The organism is Streptomyces profundus (assembly GCF_020740535.1).
Classification (GTDB): Bacteria; Actinomycetota; Actinomycetes; order Streptomycetales; family Streptomycetaceae; genus Streptomyces; species Streptomyces profundus.
The window spans coordinates 2,885,985-2,907,500 of record NZ_CP082362.1; the positions used below are offsets into that span (position 1 = coordinate 2,885,985).

At 70.7% G+C, this 21,516-nt stretch carries 18 protein-coding genes and 2 rRNA genes (1 of these 20 cut by a window edge); 4 read left to right on the forward strand and 16 right to left on the reverse strand.

Annotation, left to right across the window (positions count from 1 at the left end):
- Window positions 1–64: 64 nt before the first annotated feature.
- Window positions 65–1,777, reverse strand: coding sequence for a lysine--tRNA ligase (gene lysS / locus K4G22_RS12670; RefSeq protein WP_228084067.1), 1,713 nt, complete (start codon window positions 1,775–1,777; stop codon window positions 65–67).
- Between the two features lie 429 nt (window positions 1,778–2,206).
- On the opposite strand from lysS, the gene K4G22_RS12675 reads away from it, so the two are divergent.
- Entirely contained in the window at window positions 2,207–3,415 is a 1,209-nt protein-coding gene (locus K4G22_RS12675) for a S8 family peptidase (RefSeq protein WP_322785089.1), read from the forward strand.
- Between the two features lie 46 nt (window positions 3,416–3,461).
- On the opposite strand, the gene K4G22_RS12680 is transcribed toward K4G22_RS12675, so the two are convergent.
- From K4G22_RS12680 to K4G22_RS12715, 8 genes are all read right to left on the reverse strand, one after another.
- On the reverse strand, window positions 3,462–4,631 hold the full coding sequence (locus K4G22_RS12680) for a serine hydrolase domain-containing protein (protein ID WP_228080232.1): 1,170 nt from the start codon (window positions 4,629–4,631) through the stop codon (window positions 3,462–3,464).
- Entirely contained in the window at window positions 4,628–5,401 is a 774-nt protein-coding gene (locus K4G22_RS12685) for an SDR family NAD(P)-dependent oxidoreductase (protein ID WP_228080233.1), read from the reverse strand. The genes K4G22_RS12680 and K4G22_RS12685 overlap by 4 nt, the downstream gene beginning before the upstream one ends.
- Before the next feature lie 175 nt (window positions 5,402–5,576).
- The gene (hemB, locus tag K4G22_RS12690; RefSeq protein WP_228080234.1) at window positions 5,577–6,581 is read right to left on the reverse strand and encodes a porphobilinogen synthase; all 1,005 of its coding nucleotides are present in this window, start codon (window positions 6,579–6,581) and stop codon (window positions 5,577–5,579) included.
- Window positions 6,582–6,722: 141 nt separating this feature from the next.
- The gene (locus K4G22_RS12695) at window positions 6,723–8,384 is read right to left on the reverse strand and encodes a bifunctional uroporphyrinogen-III C-methyltransferase/uroporphyrinogen-III synthase (protein WP_228080236.1); all 1,662 of its coding nucleotides are present in this window, start codon (window positions 8,382–8,384) and stop codon (window positions 6,723–6,725) included.
- Window positions 8,381–9,352, reverse strand: a complete 972-nt coding sequence (gene hemC, locus K4G22_RS12700; RefSeq protein WP_228080239.1) for a hydroxymethylbilane synthase — start codon at window positions 9,350–9,352, stop codon at window positions 8,381–8,383. The genes K4G22_RS12695 and hemC overlap by 4 nt, the downstream gene beginning before the upstream one ends.
- Entirely contained in the window at window positions 9,349–10,674 is a 1,326-nt protein-coding gene (locus tag K4G22_RS12705) for a glutamyl-tRNA reductase (RefSeq protein ID WP_228080241.1), read from the reverse strand. The genes hemC and K4G22_RS12705 overlap by 4 nt, the downstream gene beginning before the upstream one ends.
- The gene (locus K4G22_RS12710) at window positions 10,671–11,441 is read right to left on the reverse strand and encodes a redox-sensing transcriptional repressor Rex (RefSeq protein WP_228080243.1); all 771 of its coding nucleotides are present in this window, start codon (window positions 11,439–11,441) and stop codon (window positions 10,671–10,673) included. Before K4G22_RS12710 ends, K4G22_RS12705 begins: the two co-directional genes overlap by 4 nt.
- Before the next feature lie 230 nt (window positions 11,442–11,671).
- Window positions 11,672–11,950 (reverse strand): glutaredoxin family protein, encoded by a 279-nt coding sequence (locus K4G22_RS12715; protein ID WP_228080245.1) that lies wholly within the window; start codon window positions 11,948–11,950, stop codon window positions 11,672–11,674.
- Window positions 11,951–12,099: 149 nt separating this feature from the next.
- On the opposite strand from K4G22_RS12715, the gene K4G22_RS12720 reads away from it, so the two are divergent.
- The 3 genes from K4G22_RS12720 (at window position 12,100) to K4G22_RS12730 (ending at window position 15,900) form a co-directional block, all read left to right on the forward strand.
- The gene (locus K4G22_RS12720; protein ID WP_228080247.1) at window positions 12,100–13,068 is read left to right on the forward strand and encodes an HAD family hydrolase; all 969 of its coding nucleotides are present in this window, start codon (window positions 12,100–12,102) and stop codon (window positions 13,066–13,068) included.
- Window positions 13,069–13,513: 445 nt separating this feature from the next.
- A complete protein-coding gene (locus tag K4G22_RS12725; RefSeq protein ID WP_228080249.1) occupies window positions 13,514–14,302 on the forward strand; it encodes an ECF subfamily RNA polymerase sigma factor, BldN family in 789 nt (262 codons plus the stop codon).
- Window positions 14,303–14,607: 305 nt separating this feature from the next.
- On the forward strand, window positions 14,608–15,900 hold the full coding sequence (locus tag K4G22_RS12730) for a DUF5667 domain-containing protein (RefSeq protein WP_228080251.1): 1,293 nt from the start codon (window positions 14,608–14,610) through the stop codon (window positions 15,898–15,900).
- A 41-nt stretch (window positions 15,901–15,941) separates the two neighbouring features.
- On the opposite strand, the gene K4G22_RS12735 is transcribed toward K4G22_RS12730, so the two are convergent.
- From K4G22_RS12735 to K4G22_RS12765, 7 genes are all read right to left on the reverse strand, one after another.
- Window positions 15,942–16,916, reverse strand: coding sequence for a lysophospholipid acyltransferase family protein (locus K4G22_RS12735; protein ID WP_228080253.1), 975 nt, complete (start codon window positions 16,914–16,916; stop codon window positions 15,942–15,944).
- The gene (locus K4G22_RS12740; RefSeq protein WP_228080256.1) at window positions 16,909–17,940 is read right to left on the reverse strand and encodes an NAD-dependent epimerase/dehydratase family protein; all 1,032 of its coding nucleotides are present in this window, start codon (window positions 17,938–17,940) and stop codon (window positions 16,909–16,911) included. The genes K4G22_RS12735 and K4G22_RS12740 overlap by 8 nt, the downstream gene beginning before the upstream one ends.
- Before the next feature lie 68 nt (window positions 17,941–18,008).
- A complete protein-coding gene (locus K4G22_RS12745; RefSeq protein ID WP_003948845.1) occupies window positions 18,009–18,107 on the reverse strand; it encodes a 30S ribosomal protein bS22 in 99 nt (32 codons plus the stop codon).
- Window positions 18,108–18,234: 127 nt separating this feature from the next.
- Window positions 18,235–18,444, reverse strand: a complete 210-nt coding sequence (locus tag K4G22_RS12750; protein WP_019431885.1) for a helix-turn-helix domain-containing protein — start codon at window positions 18,442–18,444, stop codon at window positions 18,235–18,237.
- Window positions 18,445–19,043: 599 nt separating this feature from the next.
- Window positions 19,044–20,213: an acetoin utilization protein AcuC gene (locus K4G22_RS12755; protein WP_228080258.1), complete on the reverse strand. Its 1,170-nt coding sequence runs from the start codon at window positions 20,211–20,213 to the stop codon at window positions 19,044–19,046.
- Between the two features lie 86 nt (window positions 20,214–20,299).
- Window positions 20,300–20,416: ribosomal RNA gene (rrf, locus tag K4G22_RS12760) — 5S ribosomal RNA — on the reverse strand.
- Between the two features lie 55 nt (window positions 20,417–20,471).
- Window positions 20,472–21,516: ribosomal RNA gene (locus tag K4G22_RS12765) — 23S ribosomal RNA — on the reverse strand; it runs 2,068 nt beyond the window's last position.

Genomic DNA, 21,516 nt, shown 5'->3' on the forward strand with positions numbered 1-21,516 from the left:
CCGCCGCCCAGGGTTCGGTCCACACCGCGCTCCGCCGCGCCAGCGCGGCGACGCGGCTCCGCGGTCAGCCGCCGAGCAGCCCGCGCACGCGCTCCGCCCCGACGGCCAGCAGCAGGGTGGGCAGCCGGGGGCCCGTCTCCGTCCCGATCAGCAGCCGGTACAGCAGGGCGAAGAACCCCCGCTGGGCCGCCTTGAGTTCGGGAGTCGGCTTCGCGTCCGGCGGCAGCCCGGCGCGCACCTTGGGCACGCCATAGAGCAGGGTGGTGAGGCCGTCCAGCGACCAGTGGCTGTCCAGGCCCTCCAACAGCAGCCGCAGCGACGCCCGCTGCTCGTCGTCGAGCGACGCGAGCAGATCCGCGTCCGGCTCCCGCCGCACCCAGGTGCGCTGTTCGGCGGGCAGCCGGGTCTCCACCCACCGCGCGGCCTTGTCGAGCCGGGGGCGCACCTCCGCCAACGAGAGCACGGGGTGCTCGGGGTCGACCTCGCTCAGGATGCGGAGCGTCTGCTCCTCGTCCCCGGTGGTGATGTCCAGCACCGAGGCCAGCATCCGATACGGCAACGGCCGCTCGGTGGCCGGGAGTTCGCCGCTGGCCGTGCGCACGGCCCGGCTGTGGGCGGCGGCGTCCGCCGGCTGCGCGGTGCCGGCGGCCACCCGGCGGGCCAGCGCGTCGAACTCGTCGTAGGTGCGCTGGATCTCCCCGTCGAACGCGATCTTGAACGCCTGGTTGGGCCGGCGCCTGGCGTAGAGCCAGCGCAGCAGCGGCGCCTCCATGATCTCCAACGCCTCGGCCGGGATCGGCACCCCGCCTTGGGAGCTGGACATCTTCGCCATCCCGCTGATGCCGACGAAGGCGTACATGGGCCCGATCGGCTGGAGTCCGCCGAAGATCTCGGAGACCAGCTGGCCGCCCACCACCCAGGAGGAGCCGGGAGAGTGGTGGTCCACGCCGGCGGGCTCGAAGACCACGCCCTCGTAGGCCCAGCGCATCGGCCAGTCGACCTTCCAGACCAGCTTCCCCCGGTTGAACTCGGAGAGCTTGACGCTCTCCTCGTGACCGCAGTCGCAGACGAAGCGCAGCTCGGTCGTCTCGTCGTCGTAGGCGGTCACGGTGGTGGTGTCCCGGCCGCAGACGCCGCAGTACGGCTTGTACGGGTAGTACCCGGCGCTGCCGGCTCCGCCGTCGTCCTCGGCCGCCGCTCCCGAGCCCTCGGCAGCCGCCCGCTCCGCCTCGTCCTCGCTGGCGTCGACGGCGGCTTCCTGAGAGGTCTTGCCCTTGGTCCGGTAGCGCTCCAACACCGCGTCGATCCGCCGGCGCTCGCGCATCGCGAAGAGGATCTGCTCGCGATAGGCGCCCGAGTTGTACTGCTCGGTCTGGCTGATCCCCCTGACCTCGATGCCCATCGCGTCGAGCGCGGCCGTCAGCGGCGCCTTGAAGTGCTCGGCCCAGCTGGCGTAGGGGCTGCCGGCTGGCGGGGGGACGGAGGTGAGCGGGCGGCCGATGTGCTCCTGCCAGCTCTCGTCGACCCCCGGAACCCCGGCGGGCACCCGGCGGAAGCGGTCGTAGTCGTCCCAGGAGACCAGGTGCGTGCAGGGCACGCCACGCCGCTTGATCTCGTCGGCGACCAGATGCGGCACCATCACCTCGCGGAGGTTGCCCAGGTGGATCGGGCCCGATGGGCTGAGCCCGGACGCGCAGACGACGGGTTTGCCGGGGGCACGACGCTCCGCCTCGGCGATGACCTCGTCAGCGAGTCGGGAGACCCAGTCGGTCTCCATGGGGGTCTGGGCCACGGCTGGCACTTCTCCTTCTGGCGGTTGGTGACCGGGCCATTGTTCCACCTCGAAAACCATCCCCCCGCACCCCGTCGCGCGGCGCCCCCCACGGACGGGCCGACCGCCGGCACCACCACGCACCAACGCCGACACCGCCCACGGACCGTCCCCTCCCCGCCTCCCCGCCCCGACTCGCGTCCGTCTACGCGCATTTCGCCCTTTTCTGAGCGTTCCCGCCTGAAGCAACTCCTTACCTTTTACAGTCGCATGACAAGAAAGTTTCTTACGGCGAGGCCCTCTTGCCCAATTCCTCTTGGTGGACGAACCTTTCGAGCTGACAGGTGATGAGCGAAGAACGAGCTGTCATGCTCACACCCGTTACTCAGAGCACTTCCCCCACACTGTTCGCGCTTCACTCTGGAGGACCCCTCAATGGCAGGGATTCGTATCACCCGCACCACAGCCGTCGCCGCGACAGCCGCGCTTGGCCTCGGCGCCAGCGTGCTGCTGCCCACCATGGCCTCGGCCAACGAGGCGGCGGTCGACGCCACCGCCGTCATCGCCAACGCCGGCGCCGAAGGCACCGTCGACAACAGCTACCTGGTGGTGCTCGACGAGAGCTCCGTCCGGGCCGAGTCGGCCGGCGCCGAGGCGCTCGCCGACCGCTACGACGCCGAGATCACCAGCACCTACGACACGGTGTTCAACGGCCTCGCGATCTCAGCGACCGAGGAGCAGGCGGTCGCGCTGGCCGCCGACCCGGCGGTCGCCGAGGTCGTCCAGAACCAGACGTTCACCATCTCCGAGACCCAGTCCCCCGTCCCCTCCTGGGGCCTGGACCGGCTGGACCAGCCGGCACTCCCGCTGGACGACTCCTACACCTACCCCGACCACGGCGGCGAGGGGGTGACGGCCTACATCCTCGACACCGGCATCCACTACACCCACGAGGACTTCGAGGGCCGGGCCGAGTTCGGCTTCGACGCCTTCGGCGGGGACGGCAGCGACGGTCAGGGCCACGGCACCCATGTCGCCGGCACGGTGGGCGGCGCCCAGTACGGCGTGGCCAAGAACGTCACCCTGGTCTCGGTCAAGGTCCTCGACGACAACGGCTCCGGCACCACCCAGAGCGTCGTCGACGGCATCGAGTGGGTCACGGAGAACGCCAGCGGTCCCTCCGTCGCCAACATGAGCCTGGGCGGCGGCGCCGACAGCGTCCTCGACGCGGCCGTCAGCGAGTCCATCGCCGCCGGCATCCCCTACGCCATCGCGGCCGGCAACGACTACGGCGCCGACGCGGACAACTACTCGCCCGCGCGCGTCCCCGAGGCGATCACCGTCGCCGCCAGCAGCGACGACGACAGCTCCGCCTTCTTCACCAACATCGGTTCGGTGGTGGACATCTACGCTCCCGGTGAGGGCATAACCTCCGCCTGGAACACCGGCGACACCGCCGAGAACACCATCTCCGGCACCTCCATGGCCGCCCCGCACGTGGCCGGCGTGGCCGCGCTGGTGCTGGCCGACGACAACACCGCCACCCCGGACGACGTGCTGGCCTCGCTCCAGGCCGCCGCCGCCGCTGACGCGGTCTCCAACCCGGGCGCCGCCACCACCGGCGACCTGCTCCAGGTGGGCTGACCCCCGCCGGGTCCCCCACCGCGCCGAGCGCCGGGGCTGATCCGCCCTAGCGCTCGGCGCGCAGCGCCCGAGCCAACACACCGGCCGGGGCACGGCGGTACGCGCCGTCCGTGCCCCGGTCGCGGCTGGGGTGGACGCGGTTGGTCAACAACACCCACAGCACCCCGTTGCTCGGGTCGGCCACCAGGCTGGTGCCGGTGTAGCCGCTGTGCCCGAAGGCCGTCGGGGAGGCCAACTCGCCCATGATCGAAGGCTGGTCGAGCTGCCAGCCAAGTCCGCGCGCGGCGTCGCGGCCAAGACCCGCGTTCTGCTGGGTGAGCATCTCCCGCACCCAGCGTTCGCCCAGCAGCCGCACCCCGCCGTAGCAGCCCCCGTTGAGCAGCGTCTGGCCGAGCACGGCCAGATCCCAGGCCGTGGAGAACACCCCGGCATGGCCGGCCACCCCGCCCAGATAGTGCGCGTTCTCGTCGTGCACCTGGCCCCGGATCATGCCGCGCCCGGTCCACGGCTGGTACTCGGTGGCCGCGCAGCGCTCGCGCAGCGCCGGCGAGGGCCGATAGCCGGTGTCCGTCAACCCCAGTGGCTCGGTGACGAGTTGGCGGACCAACTCGTCCAACGGCGCGCCGCCGACCCGTTCCACCAGCGCGCCCAGCGCCATCGGCCCCAGATCCGAGTAGCGGTAGCCCGTCCCCGGCGGGTACTCAGGGCGTTGGGCCGCGACCGCCGCCAGCCTGGCGGCCCGGTCCGGATAGGGCCGCAGATCGATCTCGGCCGGCCAGCCGGCGGTGTGGGTCAGCAGCGAGCGCACGGCGAGCGGCGGAAACTCGGGCAGCCAACGGGAGATCGGCTCGTCCAGCGCCAACGCGCCCCGCTCCGCGAGCCGCAGCACCACCAGCGTGGTGAACAGCTTGGAGAGCGAGGCCACATCGAACACCGTGTCCGGGGCCATCGGCACCCGGTCCGCCGCCGGCAGCTCCACCACCGCGCCGCCTTCGGCGCCCTCCCGCCCCGGCGCGACCGCGTAGCGCACGGCATGGCCCCCGACAGCGTGCGCCACCACCACACCGTGCCGCGCGGCCAGCAGCACATACCCGGCGAAGGCCGGCTCAGGACCGGTCAGGAACGCCTCGACGCCGGGCACCAGCCCCGCCAGCGCCGCCCCGTCAAGGCCCGCCGCCCCGGCGTCGCCGACGCGCAGCACCCGGTCCCCGCTCATGACCCCGGACGCTCCACCGGCGCCCGGTGCACCTTGGAGTTGGACGCCTGCGCGCGGGGCCGCAGCACCAGCAGATCGACGTTGACATGCGGGGGCCTGGTGATCGCCCAGCCGATGGTGTCCGCCACGTCGTCCGCGGTCAGCGGCTCGGCGACGCCCTCGTAGACCGCCGCCGCCCGGTCGGCGTCGCCGCGGAACCTGGTCAGCGAGAACTCCTCGGTGTGAACCATCCCCGGCGCGATCTCGATCACCCTGACCGGCTGGTCCACGATCTCCAGCCGCAGGGTGTTGACCAGCGCGTGGGCGCCGAACTTGGCCGCCGCGTAGCCACCGCCGCCCTCGTAGGTGCCGTGCCCCGCCGTCGAGGTGACCACCAGCACCGTGCCGGCGCCCGAGGCGATCAGCGCGGGCAGCAGCGCCTGCGTGAGGTTCAGCACCCCCAGGACGTTGACCTCGTACATGGCGCGCCAGTCCGCCGGATCCCCTTCGGCCACCGGCTCCAGGCCGATGGCGCCGCCGGCGTTGTTCACCAGCACATCGCACCGGTCGAGCGAGGCGGCGAACGCGTCGACGGCCGCCCGGTCGGTCACGTCCAGCGGATGGGCCTCGGCCTGCCGTCCGGCCGTCCGCAGCTCGTCGGCCAACGCCTCGATCCGGTCCCGGCGACGCGCCGTCAGCAGCACCCGGTAGCCGGCGGCGGCCAACCGCCGCGCGGTGGCGGCGCCGATACCGCTGCTGGCCCCGGTGACGACGGCGATTGGAGTGGACACATGGCCTCCTGGGTCAGGCTGGACGAACCACTGGACAGACGCTGGCGGAACTCGAAGATCCCGAAGATCCCGAAGAACGCGAGAATTCCGAAAGGTACAGCCCTCCCATCATCGCCAGACCGGACCCGAAAGGGCGGCAATGATCACCAGGCGGTCATCGGAAAGTCCAGGCCGGTCAGTATCGGGCGCGCAGCCACTGGGCGAACTCCGTGGCCCAGTAGGTCAACGTGAGGTCGGCGCCGGCCCGCTTGAACGAGGTCAGCGTCTCCTCGATGGCCCGCTCCCGATCCAGCCACCCCTTCTCGGCCGCGGCCTCGACCATCGCGTACTCGCCCGAGATCTGGTAGGCCGCGACCGGCACCGTCGCCCGGTCGGCGATCTGGCGCAGCACGTCCAGATAGGGCAGGCCCGGCTTGACCATCACCATGTCCGCGCCCTCGGCCAGGTCGAGCGCCAACTCCCGCAGCGACTCGCGGACGTTGGGTGGATCCTGCTGGTAGCTCCTGCGGTCGCCCCGCAACGAGGAGTTGACCGCCTCGCGGAACGGGCCGTAGAAAGCGGAGCTGTACTTGACCGTGTACGCGAGCAGCGCCACGTCCTGGTGCCCGGCCGCGTCCAACGCCCGCCGGATCACCCGGATCTGGCCGTCCATCATGCCGCTGGGCCCCAGCACCCGCGCGCCCGCCTCGGCCTGGACCACGGCCATCTCGGCGTACCGCGCCAACGTGCCGTCGTTGTCCACCCGGCCCTCGGCGTCCAGCACCCCGCAGTGCCCGTGGTCGGTGACCTCGTCCAGGCAGGTGTCGGCCATCACCACCAGCGCCTCGCCGACCTCGGCGCGCACCGCGCGCAGCGCCACCTGGAGGATTCCGTCGGGGTCGGTGCCAGGGCTGCCGATCGCGTCCTTCTTGTGCTCCTCCGGCACCCCGAAGAGCATCAGCCCGCTGACCCCGGCCTCGGCGGCCTCGACGGCCGCGGCCCGCAGCGAGTCCAGCGAGTGCTGGACCACGCCCGGCATCGAGGACACCGGCACGGGCCGGTCCACGCCCTCCCTGACGAAGGCCGGCAGGATCAGATCAGCCGGATGTGGCCGGCTCTCGGCCACCATGCGGCGCATCGCCGGGGTGGTGCGCAGCCGCCTCGGCCGGACATCGGGAAACGCGCCGTTCTCTGCACTCAACGAAACCGCTCCGTACTCACTCGTCTTCCACGCCCCGTGCCCCCGGTTGTACGCCCCCGGCGCCGGCGCGCGCCACCCGGGCGCGCGCCGTCCCACACGACAGGCGCGCGCCGTCCCCACACGACAGGCGCGGGCCGTCCCTCAGGACGTCCGCGCGCGCCGCCGCTGCGGTCGCTTCTCGCTCGGCCGCTTCAGCACCTCGCCGGCGCGCAGCGCCGCCGCCCGCCGCTCGGCACCGAACTCGGCCAGCGCCTCCGCCAGTTGATGCACCGAGGGCTCCGGCGCCAGCACGTCGACCCGCAGCCCGTGCTCCTGCGCGGTCGCCGCCGTCGCCGGGCCGATACACGCGATGACCGTCACATTGTGCGGCTTGCCCGCGATCCCGACCAGGTTGCGCACCGTGCTCGACGAGGTGAAGAGCACCGCGTCGAAACCGCCGCCCTTGATCGCCTCCCTGGTCTCCGCCGGCGGCGGCGACGCCCGCACCGTGCGGTAGGCGGTGACGTCGTCCACCTCCCAGCCCATCTCGACCAGGCCGGCCACCAGCATCTCCGTGGCGATATCGGCGCGGGGCAGGAACACCCGGTCGATCGGGTCGAAGACCGGGTCGTACGGCGGCCAGTCCTCCAGCAGGCCGGCCGCCGACTGCTCGCCGCTGGGCACCAGATCGGGCCGCACGCCGAACTCGACCAGCGCGGCGGCCGTCTGCTCACCCACCGCCGCGACCTTTATCCCGGCGAACGCCCTGGCGTCCAGGCCGTACTCCTCGAACTTCTCCCTGATCGCGCGCACCGCGTTGACCGAGGTGAAGGCGATCCACTCATAGCGCCCGGTGACCAGGCCCTTGACCGCGCGGTCCATCTGCTGCGGGGTCCGCGGCGGTTCGACGGCGATGGTGGGCACCTCGCTCGGCACCGCGCCATAGGACCGGAGTTGGTCGGAGAGCGACGCCGCCTGCTCCTTGGTGCGCGGCACCAACACGTTCCAGCCGAACAGCGGCTTGGACTCGAACCAGGCCAGCTGGTCGCGCAGCGCGGGCGCGCTGCGCTCGCCGACCACGGCTATGACCGGGCGTTCTCCGTCCACGGACGGCAGCACCTTGGCGACCTTCAACGTCCGCTCGACCGTGCCGAGGGTGGCCGTCCAGGTGCGTTGCCGCGTCGTGGTGCCGGCCAGGGTGACGGTCAACGGGGTGTCGGGCTTGCGCCCCGAGGCGATCAGCCGGGCGGCCGACTGGGCCACCGTCTCCAGCACGCAGCTGATCACCACGGTGGCGTCGCTGCCGCCGATCTCGTTCCAGCAGCGTTCGTCGACGGAACGCGCGTCAACGAAACGCACGTCGCCGCCCTCGGGGTCGCGCAGCGGCACCCCGGCGTAGGCGGCCACGCCGACCGCGCTGGCCACGCCCGGCACCACCTCGAAGATGATGCCGGCGGCGGCCAGCGCCAGCATGTCCCCGGTGGCGTCGGTGTCCATGCCCGGGTCGCCGACCACGGCACGGACCACCCGCTTGCCGGCGCTCGCGGCCCGCATGACAAGATCTGCCACATCGTCACCCACGGCGGTCGGTGGCTCGCCCTCGGCCGCGTTCTGCAACGGGGTGTCCGTGCCCGGTTTGACGTGTGCCCGGACCACCTCATAGGCGGCGGGGTCGGCGACCAGCACATCGGCCTGCGCCAACGCGTCAACGGCGCGCAGGGTCAACAGGCCCGGATCACCGGGTCCCGCACCGAGGAAGGTGACGTGTCCCAGGGCGCTGACAGTCGGCTTGGCGCGCGTGACGTGCGCGGTGGTGGGGCTCAAGACGCTCGCTCCCCCATCAGACCGGCCGCGCCCTTGGCGAGCATCTCGTCGGCGAGTTGGCGGCCCATGGCCACCGCCTCCGCCACGGACGCCGGTAGGGGACCGGTGGTGGACAGCTGCACCAGCTGGGAGCCGTCGGTCGTGCCGACGACGCCGCGCAGACGCAGCTCGGTGACGGCCTGCCCGTCGGCCAGCAGGTCGGCGAAGGCCCCCACGGGGGCGCTGCAACCGGCCTCCAAGTCGGCGAGCAGGGTTCGCTCGGCGGCCACGGCGATCCGGGTGTGCGGATCGTCGAGCCCGGCGAGCTGGGCGGCTAGCTCCACGCGGGACGCGGCGCACTCCACCGCCAACGCTCCCTGGCCCGGGGCCGGGAGCACGATGTCGGGAGCCAGGAACTCCGTGATCTCCGCGCTGCGGCCCAGCCGGCCCAGCCCGGCGGCGGCGAGCACGACCGCGTCGAGTTCGCCGCTGTGCACGTACCCGATCCTGGTATCGACATTCCCCCGAATCGGGACCGTCTCGATCTCCCTTCCCAACGCCCGTGCCCAGGAGTTGAGTTGCGCCATCCGGCGCGGAGACCCGGTGCCGATCCTGGCCGGTCCGCCGGCGCGGCCCGCCATGGCGAGCCGCTCGAAGTCGAGATCGTCGCGGGCGATCAGCGCGTCCCTCGGGTCGGCCCGCTCGGGGACCGCGGCCAGCGTGAGGTCCGCCGGCTGCGCGGTCGGCAGGTCCTTGAGGGAGTGGACCGCGAAATCGATCTCCCCACCGAGCAGCGCGTCGCGCAGCGCCGAGACGAAGACCCCGGTGCCGCCGATGCTCACCAGGCTCTCCCGTGAGATGTCCCCGTAGGTGGTGATCTCCACCAGCTCGACGGGCTGCCCGGTCAACCGGGTCAACCGGTCGGCGACGCCGCGTGACTGCGCCATCGCCAACTGGCTGCGCCGGGTTCCGAGCCGCAGGGCATTCATGACCGCTCCTGTTCCGGGTTGCGAACGGCGACGGCCGCCCGCGGGTCGAGATCGAAAAGCTGACGCAGCGCCGTCGCGTAGTGGTCGCCGCCCGGCTCACCGGCCAACTCCTTGACGCGTACGGTCGGCGCGTGCAGCAGCTTGTCCACCACCCTGCGCACCGTCCTGGTGATCTCCGCTCGCTGCTTGTCGTCCAGATCGGGGACGCGACCGTGCAGCCTGGTCAGTTCGGCGGCCACCACATCGGAGGCCATCTCCCGCAGCGCCACCACGGTCGGCGTGATGTGCGCCGCGCGGCGGGCGGCGCAGAACGCGGCCACCTCGTCGGCGACGATGCCCCGCACCGCGTCCACGTCCGCCGCCATCGGGGCGTCGGCCGAGGCCGCGGCCAGCGACTCGATGTCGACCAGACGCACGCCCTCAAGGCGGTGCACCCCCGCGTCCACATCCCGGGGCATGGCCAGGTCGAGCACCGCCAGCGGCCGTCCCCGCTCCCGCATCGCGTGCGCCACCGCCTCGGTGGTGAGCACGAGACCGGTGGCCCCCGTGCAGGAGACCACCAGATCGGCGACGGCCAGCTCGGCCGCCACCGAGATCGCGTTGATCGGCACCGCCCTGGCCTTGACCCCGCTCTGCTCAAGCCCTTCGGCCAGCCGCTCGGCGCGCTCCAAGGTCCGGTTGGCGATCACCAGTTCGGCGACACCGGCCCGCGCCAGCGTGGACGCGGCCAGGGAGGACATGGAGCCGGCGCCGATCACCAGCACCCGGCGCCAGGGCGCCGAGGACGGCGCCTCGCCGGCACCGGCCAACTGCTGCAACCCGAAGGTGACCAGGGACTGACCCGCCCGGTCGATCCCCGTCTCGCTGTGCGCGCGCTTGCCGACCCGAAGGGCCTGCTGGAACAGGTCGTTCAGCAGCCGCCCCGCGGTGTGCTCGTCCTGCGCCAGCGCGAGCGCCGTCTTGATCTGGCCGAGAATCTGCCCCTCGCCGACCACCATCGAGTCAAGACCCGAGGCCACGGTGAGCAGATGCCGCACCGCCCGCTCCTCGTAGTGGACATAGAGGTAGGGAGAGAGTTCGTCGACGGACACCCCGGCATGCCGCGCCAACACCGTGGTCAGCGCGGAGACGCCGGGGTGGTAGCGATCCACCTCGGCGTAGATCTCGATGCGGTTGCAGGTGGAGAGCAGCGCCGCCTCCAGCGCCGTGTCGTCCGTCAGCTCCCTGAGGAGCTTGCCGCCCGCCTCCGCGTTCAGCGCGGCACGCTCCAGCACGCTGACGGGCGCGCTGCGGTGGCTCAGCCCCACGACCAACAGGGTCATGCCGGCATCACCGCCGGAATGTCCCCCTCCGGACCTTGCTCGCGCCCCGTCCCCCGCACCGCGCGCCCCGGCGCCGCGGACTCGGGCACCTCGCCCGCCATCGCCTCGGCGGCCTTCCGCTGCTCGTGGAAGGCGAGGATCTGCAACTCGATGGAGAGGTCGACCTTGCGCACGTCGACCCCCTCGGGCACCGTCAGCACGGTGGGGGCGAAGTTGAGGATGGACGTGATCCCGGCGGCGACCAGCCGGTCGCACACCTGCTGGGCCGCGCCGCCCGGGGTGGTGATCACACCGATGGAAACCCCGTTGGCGTCGATGATCTCCTCCAGCTCGTCCACATGACGCACCGGGATGCCGGCCACCTGGCGCCCGGCCAGCGTGGGGTCGGCGTCGATCAGCGCGGCGACCCGGAAGCCCCGGGAGGCGAATCCGCCGTAGTTGGCGAGCGCGGCGCCGAGGTTACCGATACCGACGATCACCACGGGCCAGTCCTGGGTGAGACCCAGCTCACGCGAGATCTGGTAGACGAGGTACTCGACGTCGTAGCCGACGCCCCTGGTGCCGTAACTGCCCAGGTAGGAGAAGTCCTTGCGGAGCTTCGCCGAGTTGACTCCGGCGGCGCTCGCCAGCTCCTCGGACGACACCGTGGGCACCGAGCGCTCGGACAGCGCCGTCAAGGCCCGCAGATACAGGGGGAGCCGCGCGACGGTCGCCTCGGGAATTCCTCGGCTTCGGGTCGCCGGTCGGTGATTTCGGCCAGTTGCCACGGTGCTCCTGCCGGTCGGGCCATCCGGAAGGCGGATACCTGCGGCACGTGCGCCACAACCGCTCAACCGTGCCCAGGCTATGCCTTTGTGAACGCGTGCACAAAGATTGTGTCCGTTTTGTCCCTGCAAAGTGACCGGTGCCACACGGACCAACACGGACACCGAGCCACACTCCTCACCTATACGCCCCTGAAGGGAAAAATCGACCCCGAATGCTAATCCAAATCGGGTCAAGCCCCCAAAGCCCGCCGCAGCCGCCGCTCGTCGACCCGCCAGAAATCGTGCTGCTCCCCGTCCACCAACACCACCGGGATCTGCTCCCAGTACCTGCGGCGCAACTCGGCGTCCTGGTCGATGTCCCGCTCCTCCCAACGAGCTCCCAACTCGTCGCACACCTCGCTGACCACCTGCCGCGCGTCATCGCAGAGATGACACCCGGACCGGCCGATCAACGTCACCACACGCTCGGCGACCGGACGCTTACGGGAGGCACGGCGCAGCAGACTCATGCCGCCCATTCTGCCGCCGAACGGACGCCCCGGACGCCACCCGGCACCTTCCGGCACCCTCGACAAGCCGTCGACGAGCCACCGACAGGCCACCGAAGGGCCACCCGGGCCCCATCCGGTGGACCGGACGGGATGGCTATGCTCGACATATGGCCAGGCCCCGCTATTCCGGCTTTCCCGCGCTGACCTCGTGGGCCGCCCGTCCCAAGGGCTGGCTCGCCGCACGCCGACGCACGGCGACCGAGCGCAGCGTGCTGGCGGGTGAGGCGGCGGCCGAGGCCGCGCGCCAGGCAGCGCACGCCCCCGCGCGAGAAGACGAGGACGCGCCCGCCTTCCCCACCCCTGGCGACCCCAGGGCCGCCGCCTTCTTCGACCTGGACAACACGGTCATGCAGGGCGCGGCGATCTTCCACCTCGGACGCGGCCTCTACAAGCGGAAGTTCTTCACCAAGCGCGAACTGGTCCGCTTCGCCTGGCAGCAGGCGTACTTCCGGCTGGCCGGCTCCGAGCACTCGGGGCACATGGCGGACGCCAAGGACAGCGCCCTCTCCATCGTCCAGGGCCACCGGGTCGCCGATCTGATGGCCATCGGCGAGGAGATCTACGACGAGTACATGGCCGGCCGCATCTGGCCGGGCACCAGGGCCCTCGCCCAGGCGCACCTGGACGCCGGCCAGCGCGTGTGGCTGGTGACGGCGGCCCCCGTCGAGACGGCGGCGATCATCGCCCGCAGGCTCGGCCTGACCGGCGCGCTCGGCACGGTCGCCGAGTCCGTCGGCGGCGTCTACACGGGCCGCCTGGTGGGCGAGCCCCTGCACGGCCCGGCCAAGGCCGTGGCGGTCAGGGCGCTGGCCGAGGCCGAGGGCCTGGACCTGGCCCGCTGCGCCGCCTACAGCGACTCGGCCAACGACATCCCGTTGCTGTCACTGGTCGGCCACCCCTACGCGATCAACCCGGACAGCCAACTGCGCGCCCACGCGAAGGAGATGGGCTGGCGGCTGCGGGACTACCGCAGGGGCCGCAAGGCCGTCCGCATCGGGGTGCCGGCCGCGGCCGGCGCGGGCGCGGTGGTCGGCGGGGCCGCCGCCGCGGTCGCGGTCCATCGCCGCCGCCGCTGAGGCGACTCGGGCATCCCGGGGCGAATGACGCGTCGGGTGTGACTATCCCCTGGTCAGGTCGTTGGGTTGGCTGACCCGTGCTCCCGAGCTCCGGCCGGTCCGCCACTGACATGCGGCGCTCATCGCGGCGCTCATCCGGCGCCGTCCCCATATTCGCCGCAGGCACAGGCGGAACAGGGGGGCCGCACCCACATCGATCAATATCGGTCACCGCCTTATCAAGAACACGGCCTTTACGGTCAACTTCCCCCTGGCGTTACCGTGGCGCGGCGAACACAACGCGTAACTCTTCAAACCGAATCGGCGATTTCCGCAACTGGGCGTAGCGCTGTCTTCACGAAGCGTTATTCTCCTCAGACGCGTTCCGGTCCCCACCCGTCCCCAGCCAGGTGACGGCACCGGACCAAGTACCGCTCGTCTTGGAAGCTCTGCCTCTGGGAGTCCCGTGTACCCACACGTCGGGGTTGTCGCCTCGGGCCTGGCTACGCTGCGCACGACGGTCCTCGACCGGCTGCGCGACCTTGTCCCCCCCGCGTTCGCCACCCCTGCCTTCGCCACACCCGTCCCCGCGGGCCCGTTCGCCTACGCCCTGGCCGAAAGCACCGCCGGCCCCACCACCGTCGGCAGACGCGCCCGCGCCGGCTCCGCCGGCGCCTCCACCGCCAGGCGGCCCGCCGCCGACAGCGACAGCCGCCGCATGATGGATCTGGTCGAGCGCGCCCAGAACGGCGAGTCGGAGGCGTTCGGCAGCCTCTACGACCACTACTCGGACACGGTCTACCGCTATATCTACTACCGCGTCGGCGGCCGGGCCACCGCCGAGGACCTCACCAGTGAGACCTTCCTGCGCGCCCTGCGCCGCATCGGCACCTTCACCTGGCAGGGGCGCGACTTCGGCGCCTGGCTGGTCACCATCGCGCGCAACCTGGTCGCCGACCACTTCAAGTCGAGCCGATTCCGCCTCGAAGTGACCACGGGCGAAATGCTGGACGCCAACGAGGTGGAGCGCAGCCCCGAGGAGTCGGTGCTGGAGTCGCTGGCCAACTCCGCCCTGTTGGACGCGGTGCACAAGCTCAACCCCCAACAGCAGGAGTGCGTCACGCTGCGGTTCCTGCAAGGGCTCTCGGTCGCCGAGACGGCCCGGGTCATGGGCAAGAACGAGGGCGCGATCAAGACACTCCAGTACCGCGCCGTACGCACCCTCGCCCGGCTCCTCCCCGACGACGCACGCTGAACCGCCACGCCCGCTGAACCGCCGCGCACGGTGCGGCACCACACCCGGTGAACCACGGCGCGCGGCGCCGCACTCCCCGCACACACACCCTCCTCCGGAGCATGACAGGGTGTAGGCATGGGCAGTCAATCAGTCACATAATCTGTCAGCCGTAACCCGACTGCCGGTCCACTCGTTGTCGGGTTCGCGGACTCCCTACGGCCACATTCCGCCAGGGGTTTCACTCATCCGGATGCTCCTGGCAGAAGCCCGAAACTTCCATACCCGTTAGGGAGTCCTTCGTGTGACGAGAGGAGGTGCCGTCCGTGATCGGTTCCGTGTCGGCAAACCGCCGCGCCCTTGCCTTCGCCCAGCTGCTCGAAGAGGCCCACCCACCAGAGGAGCCCCGTTGCGGCGAAGAGCCCCGGCATAACGAAGTGACCCCGGCGGCCAGGCCCCATGCCGGCTCCGCCCAAGGGGTCGAGCAGTCCGCCCTGTTGTCCGTGGTGGACCGGCTGACCGCCCTGCCCAGGCCCGAGCTGTCCGCCGAGACACGCGCGGACCAGCGCGCCGCGCTGCTCACCGCGATGAACGACACCCGAGCCGAGGGCGGCGCCGAAGCCGCCCAGAGGCCGGCCCTGGTCCCCCAGCAACAGCGCAGGGAGCATGCCGGTGGCCTCGCCGTCGGGCCGTTCGGCCGGCTGCGCCCGCGCTCCCGGCTCTCCAAGGGGCTGGCCGCCGGCGGGCTCGCCGCCGGCGTGGCGGCCGGCGCCTTCGGCGGCGTCGCCGCCGCCTCGGGCGACGCCCTGCCGGGCGACACCCTGTACGGCCTGAAACGCGGCATGGAGGATCTCCGCCTGGACTTCGCCAGCGGCGACGCCGACCGCGGCCAGCTCTACCTCGACCACGCCGCCACCCGACTCCACGAGGCCCAACAGCTGCTCACCCAGGAGCCACCCGACGGCACACCGGACCACGAGCGGCTCGGCGAGGTCCGCCGCGCGCTCTCCAACATGCGCGACGACGCCGCCGAGGGCCACCGGCTGCTCACCCGCGCCTACGAGACCGACGGCACCATCGGCTCCATCCAGTCCCTCTCCAGCTTCTTCGAGGGCCAGAGCACCACCTGGGACGAGGTCCGCCGGCTCCTCCCGCCCCAACTGGGCGATGTGAAGGCCGAGGTCACCGACGTCCTGGACGCCATGCAGGAGGACATCGCGCCGCTCCGCTCGCTGCTTCCGCCCGAGCCGGAGGGCACCGCCCTGGCCGACGAGCGGAGCAACGGCTCGCTGCGCCCTTCGGCGACGGCCGACGCCGAGCCCATGGCCTCGCCCAGCCGCGCCCTGTCCGGCCCTGGCAGCGCGGCCGACGAGGCCGCCCCCGATGCCGAGGCGGGTTCGGCCAGCCCCGAGCCGCCGGCCGAGAGCGGCGGCCTGCTCGGCGGCACCGGCCTGCTCGACACCATCGTCCCCGAGGAGCAGCCCAGAACACAGGGCCCGTCCAACACCCCGGAGTCCACCAAGCCGCAGGAGGGCGACGACATCACCATCCCGCCCCTGTTGGACGATCTGCTGCCCGATCTCGGCCTGGAGGTCAGACCCGACGACACCGGAGACTGAGCACCCGCGCGGGCCACGGCGGCAGGGCGGCGGGAAGGGGCTCAGAAGAACACCGAACGGCGAGCCACCAGCAGCTTGTAGAGGGTGTGCTGGATGGTCTCCCTGACCTGGTCGGTCAGTTGGAACATCAGCATCGGGTCGTCCGCCGCCTCCGGCGGCAGATCCCCCGTCTCGATCGGCTCGCCGAACTCGATGGTCCACTTGGTCGGCAGGGGTATCGCGCCCAACGGGCCCAGCCAGGGGAACGTCGGCGTCACGGGGAAGTACGGCAGGCCCAACAGCCGAGCGACCGTCCGCGCGTTGCCCACCATCGGGTAGATCTCCTCGGCCCCCACGATCGAGCACGGCACGATCGGCGCCCGCGCCCGCAGCGCCGTACTCACGAACCCGCCCCGGCCGAACCGCTGGAGCTTGTACCGCTCGGCGAAGGGCTTGCCTATGCCTTTGAAGCCCTCGGGCATCACGCCGACCAACTCGCCGCGCTCCAGCAGCTCCTGGGCGTCCTCCGCACAGGCCAACGTGTGTCCCGCCTTGCGCGCCAGCTCGTTGACCACCGGCAGCTGGAACACCAGGTCAGCGGCCAGCAACCGAAGGCGGCGCCCCGCCGGATGCCGGTCGCGCACCGCCACCTGGGCCATCAGCCCGTCCCATGGCAGCGTGCCCGAGTGGTTGGCGACGATCAGCGCGCCCCCCTCGTCCGGCACGTTCTCGATCCCGCGCACCTCGACCCGGAAGTACCGCTCGAACACCGGCCGCAGCAGCGTCATCAGAACCTCGTCGGTGAGGTCCTCGTCGTAGCCGAAGTCGTCCACCTCGTAGTCCCCGGCCAACCTCCGGCGGACAAAGGCAAGTCCACGGGCCAGCGCCGCGTCCCAGCCCGGGCCCGTCTCCGGAGGCGCCGCGGACTCCCCGGCCCCCGTGGACTCGCCCGGCCCGTCGGGCCGTTCACCGGGATCCGTGGCCCGCAGGGAGCGTCGCTCGCCCTCGTCGAACGGGATCACCTTGGCATCAGCCACGACGCAACGCCTCCTGGAACCGGTCGAACGCCTGCGAGAGGGTGTCGGGCGGCAGCAGCCCGGGCCCGTGGACGGCCCCGAAGTCCGCGATGGTCAACGCCGTGCTGTGCGGCAGCGGGCCCCCCATCGCCGCCCGCAGCCGCGCGGTCCGCACCACCCGGCCGGCCAGCAGGGAACGGAACCGCTCCGCCGAGACGCCGGCGACCCCCATCGCCCGCAGCGTCGAACCGAACCAGGGGGCGAGCGGCGACATCAGGGGCACCGTGGGCCGCCCCAGCCGGCGCGCGGCCTGGGAGAGCGTCACCACCCCGTCACCGGCCACGTTGAACACCGTGAACGCCCCCTCGTCCAGACCCGGTTCGCCCGACGCACGGCCCAACACCTCCAGCGCGTCGTCCTCGTGCAGCAGTTGGAGGCGCGGGTCATAGCCCCACACCGTGGGCAGCACCGGCAGCCGGAAGTAGGCCGCCAGCGGGGCGTCCGACCCCGGGCCCAACAGATGCGCGAACCGCAGCACCGTGACGGACACATCGGGGCGCCGCCGGGCGAAGCCCCGCACATACTCCTCGACCTCGGCCACATCCCTCGCGAAGCCCTCGCCGCCCGGCGCCCTCGGCGGGCTGTCCTCGTCGAACACGGCCGGCTCGCGCGCCGAGCCGCCATAGATCCGCGTGCTGGAGCGGACGACCAGCCGTCGCACCCCGGGGACCCGCTGGCAGGCGCCGAGGAGCCGCATCGTGCCCAGGACGTTCGCCTCCCGCGCCGACGTCCGCCCCCCTGGCGCTCCCGCCTCCTCCCGGAGGTCGAGGTGCACCACCGTGTCCACGGCGCGCTCCACCAGCACCGAGACGACCGTCGGCCCGTTGAGGTCGATCCGCACGAACTCCGTGTCCGGCACGGGGCTCACCGGGGCCCGGCTGTCCACACCGATCAGCCGCGCCACCCCCGCGTCCCGCCGCAGAAAGCGGAGCAGCCGGCCGCCCAGCTGGCCAGCGGCCCCGGTGACCAGCACGTTCCTCCCCATCGAACCCCCTCAGGACGCACGTCGGCCCTCCCGCCACAGGGGCGGGAGGGCCGGTCAGCAGCGTTCGCTCACTTCTTGTTGCGACGCTGCACACGAGTGCGCTTCAGCAACTTGCGGTGCTTCTTCTTCGCCATCCGCTTACGCCGCTTTTTGATAACAGAGCCCACGACTACCCTCGCTCACTTCGATTACTCGGTGCGGGGCGTCCGAGCCCACACGACCTACATGGGCTCAGCCTACCGGTCACCGGGTGATGCGGGTTAATCGAGGGGCATCGGGGGGCTCCGTCCGTTGTCAGGCGCTTTCCACGCCCACAAAGGACTCTCGGAGGTACTCATGAACGGCTTGCTCGGGAACTCGGAAGGACCTTCCCACTCGAATCGCAGGCAGATGACCGGCGTGCACCAAGCGGTACACGGTCATCTTGGAGACTCGCATCACCGCGGCGACCTCCGCCACGGTCAGGAACTTGGCCTCGCTAAGAAGCCTTTCACCAGCAGCCATGTCACACCTGACCTTCCGCACATGTCGGACACCGGCTTCCCCTCCGGTGACTCCCTCTCGCATGTGCGCTCCTCCCCAGATTAGGGGCGGGTGATGCGAGTGGGGAAGAGGTGCCTCAACCGGCCTTATCCAACGAGCCGGTCCTTACCATGACAGAGAACACCCTTTGTCACATAGTACGTACGCGGTGCGTAGCGACCGGCTCGCAGCCCGCCCCGGCCACGGACGGAACGCGCCGCAACGGCTGCCACCCGGCTCTCGACCCATGACTCCGGGACCAAGGGCCCCCGCCGCCCCACCTTCGCCGACTCCGCCCTGACCTGCGCGGAAGACACTTCCCCCGGCCCGTGGACCCGAACCGCCACACCGTCAATCCGGCGCCGGAGAACAGCCCTTGAACGAGTGAAGGAGAAGACATGACCAAGCTGTGACGAGCCCGGCGACCGGGACATCCCACCCCCGAGGCCACCCGGGACGGGCACAACGAACGTAGAACCAATCAGGTCGTTTTGTCGATAGATCCCCCTGCGGTGAACGCAGCGGAACCTCGGCAGCCCCAACTACCCCGGGAGGACCGGACGTCGTAGGGGCGGGTCCGCTCAGGCGAGTAGACCGTGCAGGGGGAAGACCGCGCGCCGGGTGGCGAGGATCGCCTGGTCCACCCGATCCGCCGGGTCGTATCCCGCACCCCACTCCGTCCAACGAGGCGACCGGCCGTCCGTCATCCGCTGCGGCCCGATCCCCCGGGTCAGCGCGTAGACGCGCTGTTGCCACTCCTCGGGGACCAGCGTCTCAGGGGCCACGGGGGCATGTGCCGCGATGCCCACCAGGTGGCTCCAGATCCGCGGCACCACGTCCACCACCGCGTATCCACCGCCGCCGAGGGCCAGCCACCGACCGTCCGCATAGCTGTGCGCCCAGGCGTGAACAGCCTCGGCGCCCAGCCGCTGAGCGTCAAGGCTGAGCGTGAGATGGGCGAGTGGATCCTCGAAGTGGGTGTCGGCCCCGTGTTGGGAGACCAGCGCCTGGGGGCGGAACTCGGCCAGCAGCTCGGGCACGACCGCGTGCAGGGCCCGGAGCCACTCCTCGTCGGAACTCCCCGCCGGCAGGGCGACGTTGACCGCGCTACCGGGGGCCTGCTCAGCTCCGGTCTCCTCGGGGCGGCCGGTGTGCGGGAAGAGGGTGCGGGGGTGCTCGTGCACGGAGATGGTGAGCACCCTGGGGTCGGACCAGAAGACGCTCTGCACCCCGTCCCCGTGGTGCACGTCCAGGTCGAGGTAGGCGACGCGTTCGGCGCCCAGCTCAAGCAGGCGCGCGACGGCGAGGGCGGCGTCGTTGTAGACGCAGAAGCCGGAGGCGGAGCCTGGCATCGCGTGGTGGAGCCCGCCGGCGAAGTTCACGGCGTGCGCGGCCTGGCCGTGCCACACCGTCTCGGCCCCGGCGACGGACTGGCCGGCGATCAGCGCTGATGCCTCGTGCATCCCGGCGAAGGCCCAGTTGTCACTCGTGCCGAGCCCGAACTTCTCGTCGGCGTCCTCGGGTTGGCGGGATGCGCGTTGCACGGCGGACACGTAGTCCGGTTGATGGACCGTGCGCAGCGTGGCCTCGTCCGCCGGGGACGCGCCACTGACGGCGATCCGCCGGTCGAGGCCGAGCGCCTCGACCAGGGCCATGGTCAGGGTCAACCGCACCGGATCCATGGGGTGGCCAGGGCCGAAGTTGTAGTGTGTGACCTTCTCGTCCCACAGCAGACGCGCTTCTCCGCTCATGGGCACACCGTAGCGGAAAGCAAAAGCAGGAGGGCCTCGCCGGAATCGATAATTCCGACAAGACCCTCCTGCTTTATTCAAAAATTGTCCGGCGGCGACCTACTCTCCCACACGGTCCCCCATGCAGTACCATCGGCGCTGAAGAGCTTAGCTTCCGGGTTCGGAATGTAACCGGGCGTTTCCTCTCCGCCATGACCACCGGAACCCTATAAAAAGGCGTGGCCAAACAACGAAAATTCACAGTGGACGCGAGCATCTATGGACAAGCCCTCGGCCTATTAGTACCGGTCAACTCCACCTATCACTAGGCTTCCATCTCCGGCCTATCAACCCTGTGGTCTACAGGGAGCCTTACCCCATCAAGTGGGTGGGAGTCCTCATCTCGAAGCAGGCTTCCCGCTTAGATGCTTTCAGCGGTTATCCCTCCCGAACGTAGCCAACCAGCCATGCCCTTGGCAGAACAACTGGCACACCAGAGGTTCGTCCGTCCCGGTCCTCTCGTACTAGGGACAGCCCTTCTCAAGACTCCAACGCGCGCAGCGGATAGGGACCGAACTGTCTCACGACGTTCTAAACCCAGCTCGCGTACCGCTTTAATGGGCGAACAGCCCAACCCTTGGGACCAACTCCAGCCCCAGGATGCGACGAGCCGACATCGAGGTGCCAAACCATCCCGTCGATACGGACTCTTGGGGAAGATCAGCCTGTTATCCCCGGGGTACCTTTTATCCGTTGAGCGACGGCGCTCCCACAAGCCACCGCCGGATCACTAGTCCCTGCTTTCGCACCTGCTCGACCCGCCAGTCTCACAGTCAAGCTCCCTTGTGCACTTACACTCACCACCTGATAACCAACCAGGCTGAGGGAACCTTTGGGCGCCTCCGTTACTCTTTAGGAGGCAACCGCCCCAGTTAAACTACCCACCAGACACTGTCCCCGATCCGGATCACGGACCCAGGTTAGACATCCAGCACGATCAGAGTGGTATTTCAACAATGACTCCACCCAAGCTGGCGCTTGAGCTTCACAGTCTCCCACCTATCCTACACAAACCGAACCGAACACCAATATCAAGCTATAGTAAAGGTCCCGGGGTCTTTCCGTCCTGCTGCGCGAAACGAGCATCTTTACTCGTAATGCAATTTCACCGGGCCTATGGTTGAGACAGCCGAGAAGTCGTTACGCCATTCGTGCAGGTCGGAACTTACCCGACAAGGAATTTCGCTACCTTAGGATGGTTATAGTTACCACCGCCGTTTACTGGCGCTTAAGTTCCCAGCTTCGCCACACCGAAATGTGACTA

What these genes read in the sequence shown, in the direction of transcription:
- lysS (WP_228084067.1), bottom strand. Translation starts at nt 1,777, where the DNA reads ATGGAGACCGACTGGGTCTCCCGACTCGCTGACGAGGTCATCGCCGAG.
- K4G22_RS12705 (WP_228080241.1), bottom strand. Translation starts at nt 10,674, where the DNA reads ATGACCCTGTTGGTCGTGGGGCTGAGCCACCGCAGCGCGCCCGTCAGC.
- hemC (WP_228080239.1), bottom strand. Translation starts at nt 9,352, where the DNA reads ATGAATGCCCTGCGGCTCGGAACCCGGCGCAGCCAGTTGGCGATGGCG.
- K4G22_RS12740 (WP_228080256.1), bottom strand. Translation starts at nt 17,940, where the DNA reads ATGGGGAGGAACGTGCTGGTCACCGGGGCCGCTGGCCAGCTGGGCGGC.
- K4G22_RS12715 (WP_228080245.1), bottom strand. Translation starts at nt 11,950, where the DNA reads ATGAGTCTGCTGCGCCGTGCCTCCCGTAAGCGTCCGGTCGCCGAGCGT.
- K4G22_RS12720 (WP_228080247.1), top strand. Translation starts at nt 12,100, where the DNA reads ATGGCCAGGCCCCGCTATTCCGGCTTTCCCGCGCTGACCTCGTGGGCC.
- K4G22_RS12750 (WP_019431885.1), bottom strand. Translation starts at nt 18,444, where the DNA reads ATGGCTGCTGGTGAAAGGCTTCTTAGCGAGGCCAAGTTCCTGACCGTG.
- K4G22_RS12680 (WP_228080232.1), bottom strand. Translation starts at nt 4,631, where the DNA reads ATGAGCGGGGACCGGGTGCTGCGCGTCGGCGACGCCGGGGCGGCGGGC.
- K4G22_RS12675 (WP_322785089.1), top strand. Translation starts at nt 2,207, where the DNA reads ATGGCAGGGATTCGTATCACCCGCACCACAGCCGTCGCCGCGACAGCC.
- K4G22_RS12755 (WP_228080258.1), bottom strand. Translation starts at nt 20,213, where the DNA reads ATGAGCGGAGAAGCGCGTCTGCTGTGGGACGAGAAGGTCACACACTAC.